This is a genomic window from Streptomyces rishiriensis (assembly GCF_030815485.1).
In the GTDB taxonomy this organism is placed as follows: Bacteria; Actinomycetota; Actinomycetes; order Streptomycetales; family Streptomycetaceae; genus Streptomyces; species Streptomyces rishiriensis_A.
The window spans coordinates 621795-642311 of record NZ_JAUSWV010000002.1 but is presented as its reverse complement, the minus strand read 5'-3'; the positions used below and the strand labels follow the sequence as shown (position 1 = coordinate 642311).

Sequence of the window (20517 nt, the reverse complement as noted above, 5' to 3'; positions counted from 1 at the left end):
TGTCGCGGGCGATTCCGGCCGGTCCGGAGGAGCGGGACGATTCGGTGCGCCCGCGGCCAGGCGCCGGAGGGGCCCCGGTCGACCCCGGCCTCGGCCCGCGCGGTCTCCGCCGCCTGCGGTTCGGACCGTCCCGGCCCGCGCCGTCACCAGCCCGTCAGCAACAGGTGGTTGAGCAGCAGGGCCAGGACGGCCTGGGCGGCGAGCCAGGCGCGTGGGCGGGTGAGGGACGCGCAGGCCGGGAGGAGCCACAGGGCGAAGGGGAGCCAGATGCGTTCCGTCTCGGCCTTGCTCATGCCGGACAGGTCCGCGACGAGCAGGGCGAGCAGGGCGGCGGCCACGAGGAGGGCGAGGCGGGCGTCCGCGCCGGAGCGGTACGGGCCGTCCGGTCCGGCGAGCCTCTTCGCCCGGTGCCCCAGGAGCGTCGCGCCGGTCCGCCGCAGGCCCGCCGCCGTCGCCAGGCCCGTCATCAGCACCGTGCAGGCCAGGTTGGCCCACACCCAGTACCCGTAGGGGCGGACACCGCCCGCTCCCTGGTGGTAGCGCGTGACCAGCAGCCGGTACGCCTCCCACCAGTCGAATCCGGCGAGAGTGAACGCCGTCGGCACCACGGCCGCCCCGGCGGCCACCAGGACGAGCAGCTCGGGCCGCTCCCGGACACGCTCGCGGCCGAGCAGCAGCACCGCCGCGCCGATGACGCAGAGGAGGGTGAGGCCGTAGGAGAGGTAGCAGGCCAGGCCGAAGAGCAGGCCCGAGCCCAGCGCCCCGCTCCGGACCCGCCGTCCCGTGACCGCCAGGGCGAGCAGCGCCACGGCCCACGCGGCGACCGCGGCGAAGTACGCGTCGGCGGACGTGCCCATCCACACCGCGGCCGGCGCCAGCACCAGGAAGGGCGCCGCACGCCGTGCGAGCCCCTCGTCGGCCAGCGCCCGCACCGCCACCAGCACCGCCACACAGGCCGTCGCGCCGACGACGACGCACCAGGTCCCGGCCCAGCCCCCGCCGCGCAGCCCGATCCGGTCGAGCAGGACGAAGGTCAGGGTGGCCGCCGGGGGATGACCGGCGACATGCGCGGGCCAGTTGTCGGGGGATTCCAGAAGGATGTGGTGGGTGAAGTCGCGCAGTGTCGCCGGGACATCGTGGAAACGGCCGATGACCTGGAGATACTCATGGCGGGAGGTGAGCCGGCCGGCAACGCCCCGCTGCCAGCCGTCGATCAGGGCGAGCGAGAGGATCCAGGCCGTGGCGGTACCCCAGGCCGCCGCGAGCAGCGCGCGCCAGGGCAGCCGGGCGGCCAGGGCGGGACCGTACCCCACGGTCGCGACCGCCACCACGACGGCCACCGGCGTCCCCGGCCCTCCATGCGGTCCCCAACTGCCGAGGACCGGAGGCCAGTCGACCCGCAGTGTGTGACGGGTGTGCTCGATGTGGTGGCCGACCAGCACGGCCGCCGTCACGAGCAGGACGGCGGCCCCCACCGCGTACAGGTCATGGCGGAGGTCACGACTGATGCGGCCGGAGCGCCGGGCGCGTGGCTCGGCGGGGCGCAGGGTGCTGTTCACACCGGCACGCTAGGCCGGGCGGCGGGCCCGCGAGCCGCGTCCCGGCCGGGACGTCAGCGTTTCGTCATGGGTTGCGCGGCCGGTTCCGGGGGCGCCGCGGCCTACGGTCGGATCATGCGAGACGACTCACGGCTCCCCACCTCTCCGGGCTTCTGGCGCAGTCCGCTGCGCGGCCCCTGGTTCACCTCGGTGCTCGGCCTGGTGCTGCTCGTCGGCATCACGCTGCTGTTCGTGACGGGCCTGGTCTCGTACGCCGCCTACAACCCGGACCTCTCGCCGGTGAACGACAAGACGCCGGACAAGGGGATCCTCGGCTTCTACCTGTTCTCCTGGCCGACCGATCCGCACTGGCTGTACCGGCTGAACCAGGGTGTCCACGTCACCCTCGGCGTCACCCTGATCCCCGTCCTGCTGGCCAAGCTGTGGTCGGTCGTGCCGAAGCTGTTCACGCTGCCGCCGGCCCGCTCGCTCGCCCACGCGCTCGAACGGATCTCCCTGCTGCTGCTGGTCGGCGGTGCGCTGTTCGAGTTCACGACCGGCGTCCTCAACGTCCAGCTCGACTACGTCTTCCCCGGCTCCTTCTACCCCCTGCACTTCTACGGCGCGTGGGTCTTCTTCGCCGCGTTCGTCGCCCACGCCGTACTGAAGGTTCCGGCGGCCGTCCGCAATCTGCGTCGGCTGCGCGAGGAGGGCGAGCCGGGCCCGACGCCCCGGTCCGCGCCGGCGCCCGCGTCCGCGCAGGAACTGGTCTCCCCGCGCCCGGATCCCGCGACCGTCTCCCGGCGCGGCGCGCTGTGGTTCGTCGGGGGCGGCTCGTTGCTGCTGTTCGCCACGACGGCCGGCCAGAGCTTCGACGGGCTGCGCCGCACGGCCCTGCTCGCTCCGCACGGCGGAGCCGACCCGGGCAGCGGCCCGAACGGCTTCCAGATCAACAAGACGGCCGCCTACGCCGGGATCACCGCGGCCCGGACGGACCAGGACGCCTGGCGCCTCGTCGTCACGGGACCCACCGGAACCGTCCGCCTCAGCCGCTCCCGACTCGCTGAACTCCCGCTGCACAGTTCGGCGTTGCCCATCGCCTGCGTCGAGGGCTGGTCGACCTCGGACCAGTGGTGGCGGGGCGTGCGGCTGCGGGACCTGGCCGCGCTCGTCGGCTACGAGGACGACCCGCCGGACGTGTTCGTCGAGTCCCTCCAGCAGCGCGGCGCCTTCCGCCACGCCGCCCTGCGCGCCAACCAGGTCGCCGACCCGCGGTCCCTGCTCGCCCTGTACGTCAACGGCGAGCCCCTGACCCCCGATCACGGCTACCCGGCGCGCGTCATCGTGCCCGCCGCGCCCGGCGTGCTCAACACCAAGTGGGTGGCCCGGATGACGTTCGGAGAGACGCGATGAGGCCACTGCGACGGCCGTTGACCGGCAGTCCCTTCCAGATCCTTCTGCTCGCCTGCTCGTTCGCGCTCGCCGCCTACGCGGGCGTACGTCTCCTCGCCGACGACTGGTTCGGCGTCGCGCTGTGGTGGGTGGGGGCGGCGCTGCTGCACGACCTGGTGCTGCTGCCCCTGTACGCCGTGGCCGACCGGGCTGTCGTACGGGGGCTCGGGGCGAGCGGTCACCGGCGGTGGGCGATGTACGTCCGGGTACCGGCCGCACTCTCCGGGCTGCTGCTGCTCGTGTGGTTCCCGCTGATCAGCGGGATGGTGGAGCTCCGTTACCGGTCGGCCACCGGCCGTTCGGCGGACGGGTTCCTCGCCCACTGGCTGCTGATCACCGCGGTGCTCTTCGGGGCTTCGGCGCTGCTGCTGGCGCTGCGGCTGCGCAGGGCGACGAAGCAGCGGCCGCCCGCCGCCCACTGACCGGCAGTCCGCCAGCCGTCGTGGCCCGCGTACCGCAGCAGGGCCGGGGTGCCGAGCCGGGCCCAGCGGAACGCCCGGCCGGTGCCGCGCGCCTCGGGCAGGCCGACGACCTCGACCTCGGCCCGTTCGTCCACGTCCACCGGCGCGGTCTCGGCGATCAGCAGGCCGCCCGGGACGAGCAGGGCGGCCGCCCGGCGCAACAGGGCGAGCGGGTCACCGCCGATGCCGACATTGCCGTCGATGAGCAGCACGGTCGCCCAGCGCCCCTCGCCCGGCAACGGGTCGAAGACGGACCGCCGCAGCGCCTGTCCGCCCAGTTCCAGGGTGTGGGCGACGGCGGCCTCGCTGACGTCGACGCCCAGCACGGTGCGGCCCCGGGCGGCGAGTTCGGCCACCAGTCGGCCGGGGCCGCATCCCACGTCCAGCACGGCTCCCTCGCACCGGTCCAGGATCGCCAGGTCGGCGGGGTCGGCGCGGGCGCACCACCGCTCCACCTCCAGCGGCAGCAGCCAGCCGTCGGCACGGCGCAGGAACAGCGGGCCCCGGCCGGTGCGCAGGGCGGCGCTGTACGGGTCGGCGGCGGCCCAGTCGCCGGCGACGCCCGCGACCTTCGCGCCCACCGCCGCACGGCCGTCGGCGGGGCCGGCCCCGGTGAGGCCGTACGCGGTGCTCACCGGCTCACCGCCGCCGTGCACCCGGCGAGACGGGCGGCGAAGCGGCTGCGCGGAGCCAGCGCGGCGACGGCCACCGCGTCCGGGGCGGTGTCCACGTCCCGCAGACACGGCAGGTCGCGCACCCGCAGCCCCGCGCCGACGAGCCGCGCCCGCTGCACGGCCCCCGTCGAGGGCGTCGACATGGGCACGCCCCGCAGCAGACCGGGATCGGGGTCGGCGAGCCCGAGGGCCCAGAAGCCGCCGTCCCGCGCCGGTCCGAAGTACGCGTCGCAGCCGTCGAAGTCGACGGTCAGCAGATCCGGCGTCACCTGCGGAGTGTCCATCCCGATGAGGAGGGCCGGGCCGTCGCACCGGGCGAAGGCGGCCGCCAGCCGCTCGTCGAGTCCGCCCGCGCACTGCGGTACGACCTCGAAGCCGGGCGGCAGCCAGGGCCCGGGGGCGCCGTCCAGTACCAGGACGCGGCGGGAGGCGGGCGTGGCGGCCACGGCCCGCAGGGTGTCGGACAGGGCCGCCTCCGCCAGCGCGGCCGCCTCGTACGGGGTGAACGGCGGGGTGAGCCGCGTCTTCACCCGCCCCGGCAGCGGTTCCTTGGCGATGACGAGCAGTGTGGTCACCGTGCGAGCCCTTCGCGCGCCGGAACACTGTCGAGGACGCGGCTCATGTCCCGGACCGCCTGCCAGGTGCCACGCCAGGTGCCCGTCACCTTCGAAGCGCCCGTGCGGGGCAGGTAGGGCACGTCGTGCTCGGTGACGCGCCAGCCCGCGTCGGCCGCGCGCACCACCATCTCCAGCGGATAGCCGCTGCGCCGGTCGGTGAGACCGAGGGCGAGCAGCGGCTCGCGGCGCGCGGCCCGCAGCGGGCCGAGGTCGTGCAGGCGCAGCCCGGTGCGGCGGCGTGTCAGCCGGGCGAGCGCGAGATTGCCGGCCCTGGCGTGCGCGGGCCACGCGCCCCGGCCGCTGGGTCGCCTGCGGCCGAGCACCAGGTCGGCCATGCCGGCGCGGACCTCGTGGACGAACGGCACGAGCAGCGCCGGGTCGAGGGAGGCGTCGCAGTCGCAGAAGCAGACGACGTCGGCGGTGGCCGCGGTCAGTCCGGCGTGGCAGGCGGCGCCGAAGCCCCGGCGGGGCTCGTGGACGACTCTCGCGCCGAGCGCGCGGGCGATCTCCGCCGAGCCGTCGGTGGAGCCGTTGTCGACGACGAGGGCCCGCCAGCCCTGCGGAATTCGGGCGAGTACCCAGGGGAGCGCCCCGGCCTCGTTCAGACAGGGGAGCACGACATCTACTTCTGCTTCCGTGGTCACGGTCTCACCCTACGAACGCGAATCGGGCAAAACGGGCCTTGGCTCCTTACGAAACGCGGACGTCGAGCCGCCCGGGCGCCCGTGGACGCCGCGCGGAGCCGGGCGCGGTGCGAGGCTGGGCGCATGCAGCAGCCGCACGAGTCCCCGCCCCCTCCACCGGCATCGGCCCGGGTCCTCGTCGTGGACGACGACCCGACGGTCTCGGAGGTCGTCGCCGGATACCTGGACCGGGCGGGCTATGTCGTCGACCGGGCCGACGACGGCCCCACCGCGCTGACCCGGGCCGCCGCGCACTGGCCCGACCTGGTGGTGCTGGATCTGATGCTGCCCGGCATGGACGGTCTCGAGGTGTGCCGCCGGATGCGCGGCCAGGGGCCCGTGCCGGTCATCATGCTGACCGCGCGGGGCGACGAGGACGACCGCATCCTCGGCCTCGAGGTCGGCGCCGACGACTATGTCACCAAACCCTTCAGTCCCCGCGAACTCGTACTGCGGGTGGAGTCGGTGCTGCGCCGCAGCCGGCCCGCCACCAGCGCCCGGGTGCTGAGCGCGGCCGGCCTGACGCTCGACCCCGGCGCCCGCCGCGCGACCAAGGACGGCGCCGAACTGGCCCTCACCCTCCGCGAGTTCGACCTGCTCGCGTTCTTCCTGCGGCATCCCGGGCGGGCGTTCGGCCGGGAGGACCTGATGCACGAGGTGTGGGGCTGGGAGTTCGGCGATCTGTCCACCGTGACCGTCCATGTGCGCCGGCTGCGCGGCAAGGTCGAGGACGACCCGGCCCGGCCGCACCTGATCCGGACGGTGTGGGGCGTGGGCTACCGCTTCGAACCCGGCCCTGACCGAGCGGGGGAGTGACCGTGCGCGACACGCTGCTCATCGCCCTGTTCGCCTTTCTCGGCGCCCTGCTCGCCGGACTGCTCGGCGCGGCCGCGCTGTGGCTGCTGCGCCGCCGCTCGCTGACCGCGTCGCTGACTGTGGTGGCCGCCGTCGCCGTGACCGCGATGCTGGCGGGCACGCTGGCCGTGGCGCAGGCGATGTTCCTGTCCGGGCACGACCTGAGCGTGGTGACGACGGTCGTGGCGATGGCCGCGGTGGTCTCGCTGGCCACGGCCCTGGTCCTCGGCCGCTGGGTGGTCGCCCGCAGCCGCGAACTCACCCGCGCCGCCCGTTCCTTCGGTGACGGCGGCGCCTTCACCGCGCCCGTCGGCCCGACCACCGCCGAACTCGACGCGCTGAGCCGTGAGCTGGCGGCGACCAGCGGGAAGCTCGCCGAGTCCCGGGACCGCGAACGCGCGCTCGAGGCGTCCAGGCGTGAACTCGTCGCCTGGATCTCGCACGACCTGCGCACCCCGCTGGCCGGACTGCGCGCGATGTCGGAGGCGCTGGAGGACGGCGTCGCGGCCGACCCCGCCCGCTATCTGCGCCAGATCCGCACCGAGGTGGAGCGGCTCAACGACATGGTGGGCGACCTGTTCGAGCTCTCCCGGATACACGCCGGAGCGCTCGCGCTCTCCACCTCCCGCATGTCCGTGTACGACCTGGTCGGCGACGCCCTCGCCGGCGCCGACCCGCTCGCCCGCGAACACGGCGTACGACTCGTCGGCGGCCGTGTCGAACCCCTCCCGGTCGAGGTGGACGGCAAGGAGATGAGCCGGGTGCTGGGCAATCTGCTCGTCAACGCCATCCGGCGCACGCCCGCCGACGGCACAGTGGCCGTGGCCGCCGAACGCTCGCCCGCCGGGGTCGTCGTCTCCGTCACCGACGGCTGCGGCGGCATCCCCGAGGAGGATCTGCCGCGCGTCTTCGACACCGGGTGGCGCGGCACGCACGCCCGGACGCCCCCGGCCGGCGCGGGACTCGGCCTCGCCATCGTGCGGGGGATTGTGGAGGCCCACCAGGGATGGACCACCGTACGCAACATCCCGGGCGGCTGCCGCTTCGAGGTGACCCTGCCGGCGGCCCCCTGAGGGCCGGCCGGCTTCCGCGCCGGCCGGTCACTTCCCGCTCATTCCCCGCGCAGCCCGGCCCGTGCGAACTCCCGCATCCCCTCAAGGAAACCGACCCGGGGCTTCCAGCCCAGCTCGGCCCGGAGCCGGGCGGAGTCCGCCGTGATGTGGCGGACGTCGCCCAGCCGGTACTCGCCGGTGACGACCGGCCGGGGCCCGCCGTACGCGGCGGCCAGGGCCTGCGCCATCTCGCCCACCGTGTGCGGCTCGCCGCTGCCGGTGTTGTACGCGGTCAGCGTGCCCTGCGCGGAGCCGGCGTCCAGCGCGGCCACGTTGGCGGCGGCCACGTCGCGTACGTGCACGAAGTCCCGCCGCTGCCGCCCGTCCTCGAAGACGCGCGGCGCCTCTCCCCGGGCCAGCGCGGAGCGGAAGAACGAGGCGACGCCGGCGTACGGGGTGTCCCGGGGCATCCGGGGCCCGTAGACGTTGTGGTAGCGCAGCGACACCGCCGTTCCGCCCGTCGACCTGGCCCAGGCGGCGGCCAGGTGCTCCTGGGCGAGCTTGGTCGTGGCGTACACGTTGCGGGGGTCGGCGGGAGCGTCCTCGGCGACGAGCCCGGGGCCGAGAGCCCTGCCGCACGCCGGGCACGGCGGCTCGAACCGCCCTGCGTCCAGGTCGGCGACGGCGCGTGGCCCCGGCCGCACCACCCCGTGCTCCCGGCATGTGTAACGCCCCTCCCCGTACACGACCATCGACCCGGCGAGCACGAGCCGCCGCACGCCGGCCCCCGCCATGGCGGCGAGCAGGACGGCCGTCCCGAGGTCGTTGCGCGAGACGTACTCCGCCGCGTCGCTGACGCCGTCGCCGAGTCCGACCATCGCGGCCTGGTGACAGACGGCGTCGACGCCGGTGAGGGCACGGGCGACCGCCACGCTGTCGCGCACGTCGGCGCCGGGGTCCTGCCGGACGTCGTACACGAGCGGTTCGTGCCCGCGCTCCCGCAGGGCGTCGACGACATGGGACCCGATGAAGCCGGCGCCGCCGGTGACCAGTACACGCATACGGCCACGCTAGGGCCGCGGCCGGGCCGGACCGCCTGACCCGCCCGGCACGTCATCACTCCGTAAGACGCGGAACGCGCGTCGGACCGGCACGAGGCGGACCCGCCGCGAGAGGCTTCCCTGGCCTTCAGCAAGGGAGACCGTCATGGCAGCCTCGCCCTCCTCCGACGAGACGTACCGCTACCCCGACCTCAGCGCCCTGTTCGTCAACTGCACCCTCAAACCGTCCCCGCAGCTCAGCCACACCCAGGGCCTGGTCGACAAGAGCCGGTCGGTCATGGAGGCGCACGGGGTGACCACCGACGAGTTCCGGGCCGTCGACCACGACATCGCCCCCGGCGTCTATCCGGACATGACCGCACACGGCTTCGCCACCGACGCCTGGCCGGAACTCTACGAGCGGGTGACGGCGGCCGACATCCTGGTACTGGCCGGACCGATCTGGCTCGGCGACAACAGCTCCGTGACGAAGAAGGTCGTCGAGCGCCTCTACAGCTGCTCCAGCCTGCTCAACCCGCAGGGGCAGTACGCCTTCTACGGCCGGGTCGGCGGCTGTCTGATCACCGGCAACGAGGACGGCGTGAAGCACTGCGCGATGAACCTGCTCTACAGCCTCCAGCACCTCGGCTACACGATCCCGCCGCAGGCGGACGCGGGCTGGGTCGGTCCGGCGGGCCCCGGGCCCTCGTACCTGGATCCCGGCTCGGGCGGGCCGGAGAACGACTTCACCAATCGCAACACCGCCTTCATGACGTGGAACCTGATGCACCTCGCGGCCCTGCTCAAGCGCAACGGCGGTGTCCCCGCGCACGGCAACCGGCGTGCGGAGTGGGACGCGGGCTGCCGCTCCGACGCGCTCAACCCCGAACACCGCTGACGTCCGACGGGAGCGGCTCACCGGCATCCAGACCCTGCGCAGCACTGCCGGGACCGGCAGTGCGCGGGCCTGTGCCGGTCGCGCATCATGACGCGCGGGGGAGCGGGGGAGTACCACGGAGGGTTCCGGTGCCCGGCGCCGACGCGAGCCCCGGTGGCGATTGCGCCGCCGGCCGGGGATGCCCCCGGCCGGCAGGCGTTCAGGCCGGTCAGAGCTGGCCGGACTCCGCGATGGTGATCTTCGCCGAGGTGGAACCGCTGCGCGAGCCGTAGGACTCGATCTTCTTGACGAGGGCCATGCTGGCCTCGTCGGCGACCTCGCCGAACACCACGTGCTTGCCGTCGAGCCAGCTGGTGACGACCGTGGTGATGAAGAACTGCGAGCCGTTGCTGTTGGGGCCGGCGTTGGCCATCGAGAGCAGGCCCGGCCGGTCGTGCTTGAGGGTGAAGTTCTCGTCGGCGAACTTCTCGCCGTAGATGCTCTTGCCGCCCGTGCCGTTGCCGCGGGTGAAGTCGCCGCCCTGGAGCATGAAGTCGGGGATGACCCGGTGGAAGGAAGAGCCGGCGAAACCGAAGCCCTTCTCGCCGGTGGCCAGCGCGCGGAAGTTCTCGGCCGTCTTGGGGACGACGTCGTCGAACAGGTTGAAGTTGATCCGCCCGGCGGGCTCGTCGTTGATGGTGATGTCGAAGTAGATCTTGAACGTCATGGTTCTATCCTGCCCGGTCTCGCGAGCGCTGCCGAATCGAGGGGGTGGTGTCGGCCCTCACAGTCTCCTGTCGGGGCGGCCGGCGGGGGCGCCGCTCAGTCGACCGGCCAGGTGTGGGCGGGTGCGTTGAGGTGCATGTAGTCGATGTAGAGCTGCGTCATCCGGCGCAGCGCCTCGTGGCGTCCGGCCTGGCCGGAGGCGGTGATGCGATGGAACATCTCCTTCTGCCAGACGGCTCCGTTGTGGCCGGTGACGCACCGCTGCTCGATGATCCCGAGCAGCGGCTCCCGCCAGGCCGCGTCCATCCCGGACAGCTCCAGCCCCCGGTGGGCGAGCGGCAGCAGGCGCCGCAGCACGAGCTCGGCGACCGGCGCCTCGCCCATGCCGGGCCAGTACAGCCGGGCGTCGATGCCGTCCCGTGCCGCCGTGTGCAGATTGTCCTCGGCTGCCCGGAACGACATCCGTGACCACACCGGCCGCTCGTCCTCCACCAGGGCGCGGGTGAGGCCGTAGTAGAAGGCGCCGTTGGCGAGGGTGTCGGCGACCGTCGGGCCGGCCGGCAGACAGCGGTTCTCCACCCGCACGTGCGGCTGGTCGTTGGCGACGGCGTAGACCGGACGGTTCCAGCGGTAGATCGTGCCGTTGTGCAGCGTCAGCTCGCCCAGTTCCGGAACATCTCCTCCGGCCAGCGTCTCGCGCGGATCCTGCTCGTCGCACAACGGCAGCAGCGCGGGGAAGTAGCGCAGATTCTCCTCGAAGAGGTCGAAGACGCTGTTGATCCACCGTTCCCCGAACCACACCCGGGGCCGTACGCCCTGCACCTTGATCTCCTGCGGGCGGGTGTCGGTGGCCTGTTCGAACAGCGGGATCCGGGTCTCGTGCCACAACTCCTTCCCGAACAGGAACGGCGAGTTGGCCGCCAGCGCCACCTGGACGCCGGCCACCGCCTGCGCCGCGTTCCAGTAGGCGGCGAACTCGTCGGGGGAGACCTGGAGATGGAACTGCGTACTGGTGCACGCGGCCTCCGGAGTGATCGTGTCCGCGTAGGTCCGCAGCCGGTCGACACCGTTCATCTCGATGTGCAGGTCCTCGCCCCGCGCGGCGAACACCTGGTCGTTGAGCAACCGGTAGCGGGCGTTCTCCGACAGTGCCGACTCGCCGACGTCCTCCTGCCGCAGCGTGGGGAGAATGCCGATCATGATCAGGTGCGTGCCGACCGACCTGGCACCCCGCTCGGCGTGATTGAGCGCGGCCCGGATCTCGCCCTCCCAGGCGTCGGGACCGCCCTGCGTCAGACGGCGCGGCGGGACGTTGATCTCCAGGTTGAAGCGGCCGAGCTCGGTGGCCCAGGCGGGATCCGCGATCGCGTCGAGCACGTCGCTGTTGCGCATCGCCGGCTCGGCCTCGTCGTCGACCAGGTTCAGCTCGATCTCGAGACCCACCCGGGGCCGCTCGGACTCGAACCGTGACTCGCGCAGCATCTGCGCGAACACATCGAGACACTCCTGCATCTTGATCCGGTACCGGCGGCGGTCCTCGCGGGTGAAGACCAGCGCCGGGACATCACGTCCCATCGGCCCTCCCGGCCTGTCCTGTGTCGGACGCCCTCGTTCTCCAGCGTCCCATCACCGGGCGCCCCTCACCAGGCGGGACGCCGTCGGCACCGGCGTCGTGCGGCGCCGCGGGCCGCGCGCCGACCGCGGCGCGCGCCGCCCCTCCCGAGGCCCCGACCGGTGGGCCGGCCGGCCGTCCCGAAGGCCGCTCGTCCCGTCGTCCGGCGGCCATCGCCCGCCTCCCTGACGGGAGCCCTACTCGACCGGTCCGGTCAGCCGGGCCACCTCCTGCGAGGCGTCCCGGGCTGCCCGCTCGGCCCCGTCCACCGCCTCGGCGGCGGTCCGCAGCCGCTCCTCGGCCTCCGCGCGCTCCTGCTCCGCGCTCCGCAGCTCCTCGCGCGCCTCGCGCAGCCGCTCCTGCGCCGCGGACTCGTCCTCGGCGGCCCGGTCGTGCCGGTCCCGGGCCCGCCTGAGCGACGCCTCGGCGTCGGCCCGTCCGGCGCTCAGGTCACGGAGCCGGCGATCGGCTGCCTCGGCCGAGCGCCGGGCCCGGCCGAGCTGCTGCTGCCGTCGGCGGCGCCGCTCGGCGAGTTCGTCCTTCGTCCGGGACCGCGCCTCCTGCGGCACGGCTGCCGCTCGGGCCGGCCCGCGCGGGGGGACGGCCGCGGCCGCGTCGCCGGACGGGAAGTCGACCGGCGGCGTGAGGGCGCTCTCCAGACGTCCGGTGGCCCACCGTCTCGCCGCGTCCTCGTCCGCCAGCACGGCGCGCAGGGTGGAGCCGACCTCCTGCTGAGCGGCGTCCGACAGCCGGTGCCCGGCCTCACGAGCCAGCTCGGCGGCCTGCCGGGACAGCGCGGAGACGATGTCACGGCGCTGCTCGGACAGCTCCTTGATCCCGTCGGCGTCCAGGGCCCGGTAGGCCTCGCGCAGGGCCCGTCCCAGCTCCAGGAACCGCTCGCCCTCCCGCGGCTGAGCGCGCAGCAGCAGGTTCGCCGCCCAGGCCGCGAGCGTGGGGCGCCGGGCCGCATGGATCCGACGGGCGTCCTCCGCGCGCCCGTCCCGCTTGGCTTCGGCGGCCAGCCGCTCACGTCGGGAGACGAAGTCGGACGGCGGTGTCACGTAGAGCTCGTCGAGCATCCGCTCCACCTCGTCACCCGCGGCGGGGCGAGCCGGTCGTACACCCTTTCGCGCCATGATCATCAGAGTCCACCCGGCCGGGCCGCCGCGCATCCCGACGGCCGGGGGAGCCGGGACAGGGCCGCGTTCCGGCCAAGGTGATCGTCCCTGAGTACCCGTACTCAGGTCCGGGGACGATCACCCCGGCAGAGTGTGGGGTTCATGACACCTCATGGAGGAGCGAACATGAACCGAGCAGGAAAAGCCCTGGTCATGACGGCGCTGGCCGCCGGTGCGCTGACCGGTGCCGGTACGGCGCCCGCCGCCGCGGCCGGGGACCCCTTGCTGCCGCACCCCGGTCCGGACGGTCTGGTCTGGGTGCCGGAGTGGACGGGCGACGGCGGCGTCGCGTCGGGGGGAGCCTGGGAGGGCCTGCCGACCGTCCTCACGGTGGCCTGCGAGGGCGGTGGCGACGTACGGGTGACGATGCGGTCGCAGGGGGCGGAGGTCGCCGCGTTCCCGGTGGACTGTCCGGCGGGAGGCGCCGGGACGGGCTCGGTGGCCATGGCCGCCGGGGTGGTGCGCGCGGGCTCCTTCACCATCGGAGTGGACGCTTCGGCGGACGACATCCGGTGGTCGCTGACGGTGACCCAGCCGGAGTAGCGCAGCGCCACTGCGGAGTACGCCCAACGGCGAGCACTCCCGGAGCGGCACGAGAGTCCACCAGCCGCTCACGGCGACCGTCGGCTCCTCCCGGCCCCTCGCGACCGACCGCCGGCAGGGGTTCGGATCAGGCGGCCGCGGTCGTCGTAGCCGCCGGCCGACCGGCTCTGCGCAGCGCCGCGGTCGATCGCCCCGTCCGCGGCACCCACCGCGGCCGGCCGTCGGTCATGAGCCCATGGCGGGCGCCTCCCACAGGGGAAGACGTGCCTTTCCCGGCCCGGCCGCGGGGCCGTTCCTTCCCTGGTGTCGCACCGGATGCGTCGTCAACCGGGCGGGTTCAGACTGAACGCGTGACTGGCATGTACACCAAGCAGGGGGCGGGGGGTGCGCGCGAAGGCCCTCGCGGGCCTTCGCAGTCGGTGGCGCTCGCGGCCATGATGTTCGCGGTGTCGATGACGTTCATCGACCAGACCATCGTGTCGATCGCCACGCCGGACATCGTCAGAGAACTCGGCCTGTCGGCCTCGGGCATGCAGTGGGTCGTCAACGCCTATCTGCTGGCGTTGGCCGCGTTCTTCGCCCTCGGCGGACGTCTGGCGGACCTGCTCGGCCCGCGGCGCGTCGTCGTGGCGGGCACCCTGGTGTTCGTGGTCTCGTCGGTCCTGTGCGGTTGCGTACCCGCCGGCGACTTCGCGCTGACGTGGCTCATCGTCTTCCGGGCGACCCAGGGGCTCGGCGCGGCCCTGCTCTTCCCCGCGGCGCTGGCGGTGGTGGTGGCCGTCTTCCCGGTGGAGCGGCGCGGCCGCGCGCTGGCCCTGTTCTTCGGTGTCACCGGCGCCCTGACGGCCATCGGACCGCTCCTCGGCGGCTGGCTCACCGGCTGGACCTGGCGGGCGATCTTCTGGGTCAACGTGCCCGTGGCCGTCGTCGCGTTGATCCTGACCGCGCTCGCCCATGTGTCCGATCGTCGCCGTGACGAGCCCCTGGACGTGCGGGGCGCCGTGCTGATCGCGGTCGGCATGGGCGGGAGCGTGCTCGGTTTCCAGCAGGCGTCGGCGTGGGGCTGGGACAGCGTGCTCACCTGGGTCTGCATCGTGGGCGGTCTGGCCGTGCTGTGGCTGTTCTGCCGCTACGAACTGCGCACGGCCCACCCGCTGGTCCGGCTCGCGGTCTTCCGGGACCGCGCCTTCGTGGCCGACGGACTCGTGCTGTTCTTCTCCATGCTCGCGTTCGTCCCGCTGTTCTTCTTCGCCTCCGTCTACGCGCAGGTGTCCCTGAGCGCCTCACCCAACCAGGCGGCCCTGTACCTGCTGTACGTCTTCGCGGGCTTCGCACTCGCCTCGCAGTGGGGTGGGCGGATCCTGGACAAGCGCGGCGCGCGGCCCACCATGAAGATCGGCTGCGTGGTCGGAGCGGTGGGCTTCGCGCTCTGGGCCGGAAAGCTGACCGACCTGTCGATGCACGACCAGTGGCCCTACGCGGCCCTCGCGGGCGCCGGTATCGGCTTCATCCTCCCCCCTGCCTCCACCGACGCCGTGAACCGGGCGATCGACGCCTCTTACGGTGAGGTCACCGGCATCACCCAGACGATCCGCAACTACGCCGCGAGCGTCGGCCTGGCACTCTTCGGCACCCTGCTGACCCACCGCACGACCGAGAATGTCGACGACACGCTTCGCTCGGGTGGAATGCCGTCCGGGACCGCGGAGAGCGCGGCGAGGAACGTCGCCGAGGCGATCACCGGCAGTGCCGACGACCAGCAGCTCAGCGGCGGCTCGGCGGTCGCGCGGACGGTACGGGAGTCGATGCCGCAGATCCGGATGGATTTCGCCGAGGCCAACCAGTGGGTGTTCTACGGGATGGCGATCGCCCTGGGCGTCGGCTACCTGTGTGCGCTGCGGCATCCCGGCGGAACCAGCGGCGTGGAACGGGCGGACGAGCCGTCCGACGACCGCTCGCACGCCCCTGACCGGTCTTCGTGACGACGGCGACGAGCGCCGTGTGACGGACGAGCCGTGAGACGGAGGAGGACGGCAGGAAGCCGGGAAAGCCGGACGGCTTCCCCGGCTTCCGGGTCTCAGCGGCTGCGAACGGCGCTGGTGGTGAAGAATCCCGTGGCCGCGGCGCTGAGCAGGGCACAGACGGCGAGGAGGGCGGTACGTCGCATCGAGGGGCCTTTCCGGTGATGAAGGACGGGTTCTGCACAACGCCGTCCGGCCCCCGGTCGCTTCGCCCCCGGACCGACCCCAACCCGTACGGGTGCGGCCAAGCGTGTGTGCGCACCGGCTCGCCCCGGACACCCGCGCCGCGAGCCGGTGCGCACCGCGCCGCCTCAGCAGGCTCAGACGCTCATGTCCCCACCCGTACCGGCCGCCGGATCAGATAGACCCCCGCCGTCGAGACGAGGAGGGCCATGCACCCGATGAACACCAGCCCGGCACCCTCCAGGCCGAGCGGACCCACCAGTACGCCCACGCCGATCACCGGTACCGAGATGCCCGCGTAGGCCACCACGAAGAGCGTCGAGATCACCGCCGCGCGCCGGTCCCCGGGAGACGCCTCGGCCACCGCGGCCAGCGCCCCGCGGAATGCCAGTCCCTGCCCGACCCCGCCGACGACCGCGCTCAGCACCACCAACGGAAGTAGCTCCCACCACAGGGCGCCCGCGAGCAGCGCCAGCCCGGCCAGGAGCGCGGCGCAGCCCAGCGGCAGCGACCGCCCGACCCCGACCCGGCCGACGACCGACTGTCCGGCGGTCGAGGCGAAGAAGGCCAGCGCCACGACGAGCCCGCTCACGGCGTGGTTGCTCACATCGAGGGACTCGGCCAGGAACGCCGGGCTGACCGACGTGAACACGCCGAACAGCGCGAACCCCACGAACGAGGCGATCGCCGCCGGCCCGAACACCGTCCGCACCTGAGGGGGCAGGGCGGGCCGCCGGGGCCGTACGGTGCTCAGCGGTCTTCTCTGCCGTACGGTCTCCGGCAGCCACGCCACGACGGCTGCGGAACAGGCCACCAGGACGAGATGCACGGCGAACGGCAGGTACAGCGGCCAGTCGGCGTACTGCGCGAGCACCCCGGCGAGCAGCGGACCGCAGCCGAGCCCGCCCATGTTGGCGGCCGTCGCGACGAACGTGGCCCGGGAGCCGCCGCCGGGCGGCGCCAGGTCCATCACGTACGCCGTGGCGGCCCCGGTGAACAGCCCGGCGGACAGACCCGACAGCAACCGCCCCGCGTACAGCCAGCCCAGTCCGGTGGCGGCCAGGAAACACACGGCGCTCGCCGCCGCGCATCCCAGGCCGGCCATCAGTACCGGACGTCTGCCCACGGTGTCCGAGGCGTTGCCCGCCAGCAGCAGCACACCGATGACCCCGAAGGCGTAGACCGCGTACACGACGGTGACCGTCAGCTCCGAGAAGCCGAACTTCTGCCGGTAGAGGCCATAGAGGGGGGTCGGCAGCGTGGTGCCGGCCATGCACACGGCGAAGACGGCTCCGCCGAGCAGACAGGGGAGCCACCCTCGGTGATCACGGTCCATGGCGGCGACAGTAACCCCGTGCGGCGCGCCGCCGGCGCCCGACGTGCCCGACATCCCACGCGTCGTCGCCGGCTCCCCGTTTCCCCCGGGGCCCGGTCCCGGAGCGGCGGAACGCCCCGGGATCCGACTACGGTCAGGAGACGGTCCACTCCCGCAGCCGGCGGGCGATCCCGGCGACGCCGAGCGTCCCGGCGGCGGCCTCGCGCACCAGGGCGACAGCGGCCTTGGGCGGGTAGTGGAGCCCGCGGGAGCCGAGGGCGAGAAAGGCCTCGGTGGCGTGCCAGGCGAAGGCCTCGTTGGAGTGCTCCAGGCACGGCAGCTTCGCCAGGGTCTGGAGCAGGGCACCGGCCTTGAGGTACGAGGAGCCGTAGACGTCGTGGTCCAGGGCACGGGCGTTCACCCGCGCGACCGCGGCGTACAGCGGCCCGTAGTCGTCGACCTGAGGGTCGCCGTCGAGCAGTTCGGCGGCATGCAGCAGAAATGTGACGTCGAGCGGGGGTTCCGGCTGCGTCACGCGGCGTGTCCCCGCTCCTGGTCCTCGAGGTCCCGCAGCGCTTCCCGCTCGGCGGCCCGCTGCTCGGCGCTGGGGTCCGCGTCGCCGGGTTCGGCCGCGAAGGCCGCGCCACTGCGGGCCATCGACTCCCTGAAGCCCTCCAGGAAGCGCCCTTCGACCGCGGTCGCGCGGGCGTAGGCGGCCGAGAGGATGTACTCCTGGAGGCTGACCCCCTCCTGCTTCGCGGCAGCGGCGATGGCGGCGCGCTGCTCGGGGTCGGGGAAACGCAGATTCATCGCTTTGGGCTCCGACATGGCACCCACGGTACCAGTGATACCAGTCGACGGTTCGGCCTCTGTGAAGGCCCGCGTCGGCGACTTCTCGGTGGGCATGGGCATGAGCATGGGCGCGGCGACGCTCGATTCGGCAGACAGGGGAGACCGGCCGGGGGAGCGGACGGGAGAACAGCGGACGTGAGGTTGCGTCAGGCGGGCAGGGGACGCGCTCGCCCGAACCACTCCCTGGTCGCCGCCTTGTTGGAGAGCGCCACGAGCAGGACGCCCAGGGCGGCCCCGGCGCCCCAGGCGAAATGATGGGCGAGGGCCGCGACCGGACCGCCCAGGGTGATCACCCAGCCGACGGCGACCGCCCCCCTGCGCACCGCGCCACCGCCGTTGGCGAACCTCGCGGAGAGGACCAGTGACGTCACGGCGAGCGCCGCGCACGCCGCCGCCGCGAGCAGCAGCATCCCGACGACCAGCATGCCCAGCGCGCCGGACTCGAAGGCGGCGGCGGCCGCGGTCAGTCGCGCCGAAGCTGCGACGCCCGACAGACCCAGGCCGACGAGCAGGACGCGGGCATATCTGGCGGTAACGGGCATTCGAGTCATGGAAGTTCCTTGCGCGCACGGACATCGGTTGCCGGTCGCGTGGGACACGGCCGCCCGGTCGGGCCACCGTAGTCGTCGAGGTCGTCAGGCCGACACCCCTTGTACGAAGGCGACGAAGGCGACGACGGCCCCTCCGCCCTCGGGAGCGCGCCACCCCGGCCGGACGCCCCGCGCCCGATGTGACGGGTCCCCTTGCACTCACGGCCCCTGAGCGGTGAACCTCACCTCGCACGAATTTCCGAAGAACTGTTATCCGTTGCTTGCGCAGAGATCCCCCATATGACGGACAACATCGTTCGGCTCGAGGACAGGGAAGTCTCCATGAGTACACGGCACACGGTGGAGGCGGTGGCGCTCGTCACCGCCGCCCGAGCGGGCGACCAGGCGGCCCAGGACGCGCTCGTCGGCGCGTACCTTCCGCTCGTCTACAACATCGTGGGCCGGGCGTTGAACGGATCGGTGGACGTCGACGACGTCGTGCAGGACACCATGCTGCGCGCCCTCGACTCGCTGGACTCGCTGCGCGATCCCGCGAGTTTCCGCTCCTGGCTGGTGGCCATCGCGATGAACCAGGTGCGGGCGCACTGGAACCGGCAGCAGCCCGTCCACGGTGCCATGGAGGAGGCCGACGACGTCGCCGATCCGGGGGCCGACTTCGTCGATCTGACCATCGTGCAGCTCCAGTTGTCCGGCCAGCGGCAGGAGACCGCGCGGGCGACCCGCTGGCTGGAACCCGAGGACCGCGGGCTGCTGTCCCTGTGGTGGCTGGAGTGCGCCGGCGAACTGACCCGGGCCGAGATCGCCGCGGCCCTGGACCTGACGCCGGAACACACAGCGGTCCGCGTACAGCGGATGAAGGCACAGCTGGAGGCGGCCCGGGTCGTCGTGCGGGCGCTCGACTCCCGGCCGCAGTGCCCGGAACTGCGCGGCGCGCTCGCGGGCTGGGACGGCCGGCCCTCGGCGTTGTGGCGCAAACGCACCGCGCGGCACGCACGCGGCTGCGCGCACTGCTCGGGCCTGTGGAGCGGGCTGATGCCCGCCGAGGGCCTGCTGGCAGGCCTGGCGCTGGTCGCGGCGTCGTCCGCGCTCCTGGCGAGGTGGCACTCCGCCGCCGACACCGTCGCCCTGGTCGGCTCGGCGTCCCCGCTTGCCGGGGACGAGGAGCTGGGCGGCTCCCTCCCGTCGGTGAACCACCGCGGCGCGAAGGACCGTGCCACCTCCCGCACCGACGCCCGTCGCAGGCGCCGCACCCGCCGACGGGCGGTGGGCGGCGCGGTCGTGGCCGCCTGTGTGGCAGGCGGCGGCCTCTACTACTTCGGCACGCAGCCGGACGGCGGGACGGGGGAGAGCACCGCCGTACAGCCCGTGAAGGACGCAGTCGCCTCCGACCGTCCCACGACGGACGGCGCCGGCAGCAGTTCGCCGTCGGCGTCCCCGTCCCCCTCCCCGACGGCGTCGGCGTCGAAGTCGCCGAGCGCGAGCGCCTCGCCGACTCCCCGCACCAGCAGGACCGCGTCCGCCGTCGTCCCGGCGAAGTCGCCCGTGCCGAAGCGGACCGCAGCCGAGACGGCGACCCTGCGGGCGGGTTCGTCCGATCTGGCGACTCAGGTGATCGCCCTGGTCAACAAGGAGCGGGCGACGGCCGGCTGTGGCCCCCTCACGGAGGACGGCCTGCTGCGCGACGCCGCACAGGGCCACTCGGACGACATGGCCGCCCGTGACTTCTTCGACCACACCAACCCCGACGGCGCCGATCCCGGGAAGCGCATCACGGCCGCCGGGTACCGCTGGTCGACGTACGGCGAGAACATAGCCAAGGGGCAGCAGACGGCCTCATCGGTGATGACGTCCTGGATGAACAGCGAAGGCCACCGGGCCAACATCCTGAACTGTTCCTTCAAGAACATCGGCGTGGGAATCCACGACGGCTCCGGCGGCCCGTGGTGGACACAGAACTTCGGCGCCAAGCTCTGACGCGGGCGGCTCTGACGCGCGCGGCGGCCGTCGCGAGACCTGGCCGACGCGGCGCCGAAGTCCCGCCGGGGGAGCGCGGCCGGTGCGGGGAGGCGTGGGCCGGTGTACCGGGCCACGCCCGCGAGGGCGGCCGACGCCTCTCCACCCGGACGGCGGCCCCACGGCCGGCGGGACGGCGCCATGCCGGCGGCGACTCTCCGCCTCGGCGGACGGCGCTGCACCGCGGTGTCTTCTGCGCGCTCGGTGGGACGGTGCCACACCGGCGGCGCACCCTGAGCCTCGGCGGAACGGCCGTCACACCGGCGGCGCACCC

General features: G+C 73.6%; 19 protein-coding genes. 7 read left to right on the top strand and 12 right to left on the bottom strand.

What is annotated here, in order from left to right:
- Positions 1–143 precede the first annotated feature (143 nt).
- Positions 144–1508 (bottom strand): hypothetical protein, encoded by a 1365-nt coding sequence (locus QF030_RS05205; RefSeq protein WP_307167472.1) that lies wholly within the window; start codon positions 1506–1508, stop codon positions 144–146.
- A 165-nt stretch (positions 1509–1673) separates the two neighbouring features.
- Between QF030_RS05205 and QF030_RS05200 the strand changes: the two genes are divergently transcribed.
- A complete protein-coding gene (locus QF030_RS05200; RefSeq protein WP_307161460.1) occupies positions 1674–2951 on the top strand; it encodes a molybdopterin-dependent oxidoreductase in 1278 nt (425 codons plus the stop codon).
- 316 nt (positions 2952–3267) lie between these two features.
- Here the strand turns inward: QF030_RS05200 and QF030_RS05195 are convergent, their stop codons facing one another.
- From QF030_RS05195 to QF030_RS05185, 3 genes are read right to left on the bottom strand one after another with little or no spacing between them, the layout of a single operon-like run.
- Complete coding sequence (locus QF030_RS05195) at positions 3268–4032, bottom strand: class I SAM-dependent methyltransferase (protein ID WP_307167471.1); 765 nt, start codon at positions 4030–4032, stop codon at positions 3268–3270.
- Positions 4033–4082: 50 nt separating this feature from the next.
- Positions 4083–4700, bottom strand: coding sequence for a TIGR04282 family arsenosugar biosynthesis glycosyltransferase (locus QF030_RS05190; protein WP_307161459.1), 618 nt, complete (start codon positions 4698–4700; stop codon positions 4083–4085).
- Positions 4697–5386 (bottom strand): glycosyltransferase family 2 protein, encoded by a 690-nt coding sequence (locus QF030_RS05185; protein ID WP_307161458.1) that lies wholly within the window; start codon positions 5384–5386, stop codon positions 4697–4699. The genes QF030_RS05190 and QF030_RS05185 overlap by 4 nt, the downstream gene beginning before the upstream one ends.
- Positions 5387–5509: 123 nt before the next feature.
- Here QF030_RS05185 and QF030_RS05180 point away from each other — a divergent pair, with 123 nt between their 5' ends.
- Complete coding sequence (locus QF030_RS05180) at positions 5510–6241, top strand: response regulator transcription factor (RefSeq protein WP_307161457.1); 732 nt, start codon at positions 5510–5512, stop codon at positions 6239–6241.
- A 2-nt stretch (positions 6242–6243) separates the two neighbouring features.
- Positions 6244–7353 carry a sensor histidine kinase gene (locus tag QF030_RS05175; RefSeq protein WP_307161456.1) on the top strand — a complete coding sequence of 370 codons (1110 nt, stop codon included), beginning with the start codon at positions 6244–6246 and terminating at the stop codon, positions 7351–7353.
- Positions 7354–7391: 38 nt separating this feature from the next.
- Here QF030_RS05175 and QF030_RS05170 read toward each other — a convergent pair whose 3' ends face one another.
- On the bottom strand, positions 7392–8393 hold the full coding sequence (locus tag QF030_RS05170; RefSeq protein ID WP_307161455.1) for an NAD-dependent epimerase/dehydratase family protein: 1002 nt from the start codon (positions 8391–8393) through the stop codon (positions 7392–7394).
- Between the two features lie 145 nt (positions 8394–8538).
- On the opposite strand from QF030_RS05170, the gene QF030_RS05165 reads away from it, so the two are divergent.
- Entirely contained in the window at positions 8539–9270 is a 732-nt protein-coding gene (locus QF030_RS05165) for a flavodoxin family protein (protein WP_307161454.1), read from the top strand.
- A gap of 208 nt (positions 9271–9478) precedes the next feature.
- On the opposite strand, the gene QF030_RS05160 is transcribed toward QF030_RS05165, so the two are convergent.
- From QF030_RS05160 to QF030_RS05150, 3 genes are all read right to left on the bottom strand, one after another.
- The gene (locus QF030_RS05160; protein WP_307161453.1) at positions 9479–9976 is read right to left on the bottom strand and encodes a peptidylprolyl isomerase; all 498 of its coding nucleotides are present in this window, start codon (positions 9974–9976) and stop codon (positions 9479–9481) included.
- Positions 9977–10071: 95 nt separating this feature from the next.
- Positions 10072–11550, bottom strand: a complete 1479-nt coding sequence (locus tag QF030_RS05155) for a glutamate-cysteine ligase family protein (RefSeq protein ID WP_307161452.1) — start codon at positions 11548–11550, stop codon at positions 10072–10074.
- Positions 11551–11784: 234 nt separating this feature from the next.
- Positions 11785–12723 carry a hypothetical protein gene (locus QF030_RS05150; protein ID WP_307161451.1) on the bottom strand — a complete coding sequence of 313 codons (939 nt, stop codon included), beginning with the start codon at positions 12721–12723 and terminating at the stop codon, positions 11785–11787.
- A gap of 168 nt (positions 12724–12891) precedes the next feature.
- Between QF030_RS05150 and QF030_RS05145 the strand changes: the two genes are divergently transcribed.
- Together QF030_RS05145 and QF030_RS05140 are read left to right on the top strand one after the other, a co-directional pair.
- Positions 12892–13308, top strand: coding sequence for a hypothetical protein (locus QF030_RS05145; RefSeq protein ID WP_307161450.1), 417 nt, complete (start codon positions 12892–12894; stop codon positions 13306–13308).
- A gap of 359 nt (positions 13309–13667) precedes the next feature.
- On the top strand, positions 13668–15290 hold the full coding sequence (locus QF030_RS05140; protein ID WP_307167470.1) for an MFS transporter: 1623 nt from the start codon (positions 13668–13670) through the stop codon (positions 15288–15290).
- A 367-nt stretch (positions 15291–15657) separates the two neighbouring features.
- On the opposite strand, the gene QF030_RS05135 is transcribed toward QF030_RS05140, so the two are convergent.
- The 4 genes from QF030_RS05135 to QF030_RS05120 all read right to left on the bottom strand — a co-directional run bounded on the left by QF030_RS05135 (position 15658) and on the right by QF030_RS05120 (position 18230).
- On the bottom strand, positions 15658–16848 hold the full coding sequence (locus QF030_RS05135) for an MFS transporter (RefSeq protein ID WP_307161449.1): 1191 nt from the start codon (positions 16846–16848) through the stop codon (positions 15658–15660).
- A gap of 133 nt (positions 16849–16981) precedes the next feature.
- Positions 16982–17362, bottom strand: coding sequence for a fic family toxin-antitoxin system, toxin component (locus QF030_RS05130; protein ID WP_307161448.1), 381 nt, complete (start codon positions 17360–17362; stop codon positions 16982–16984).
- The gene (locus QF030_RS05125; RefSeq protein WP_307161447.1) at positions 17359–17655 is read right to left on the bottom strand and encodes a type II toxin -antitoxin system TacA 1-like antitoxin; all 297 of its coding nucleotides are present in this window, start codon (positions 17653–17655) and stop codon (positions 17359–17361) included. The genes QF030_RS05130 and QF030_RS05125 overlap by 4 nt, the downstream gene beginning before the upstream one ends.
- A 170-nt stretch (positions 17656–17825) precedes the next feature.
- Positions 17826–18230 (bottom strand): hypothetical protein, encoded by a 405-nt coding sequence (locus QF030_RS05120; protein WP_307161446.1) that lies wholly within the window; start codon positions 18228–18230, stop codon positions 17826–17828.
- Between the two features lie 321 nt (positions 18231–18551).
- Here QF030_RS05120 and QF030_RS05115 point away from each other — a divergent pair, with 321 nt between their 5' ends.
- The gene (locus tag QF030_RS05115; RefSeq protein WP_307161445.1) at positions 18552–20204 is read left to right on the top strand and encodes a sigma-70 family RNA polymerase sigma factor; all 1653 of its coding nucleotides are present in this window, start codon (positions 18552–18554) and stop codon (positions 20202–20204) included.
- Positions 20205–20517 lie beyond the last annotated feature (313 nt).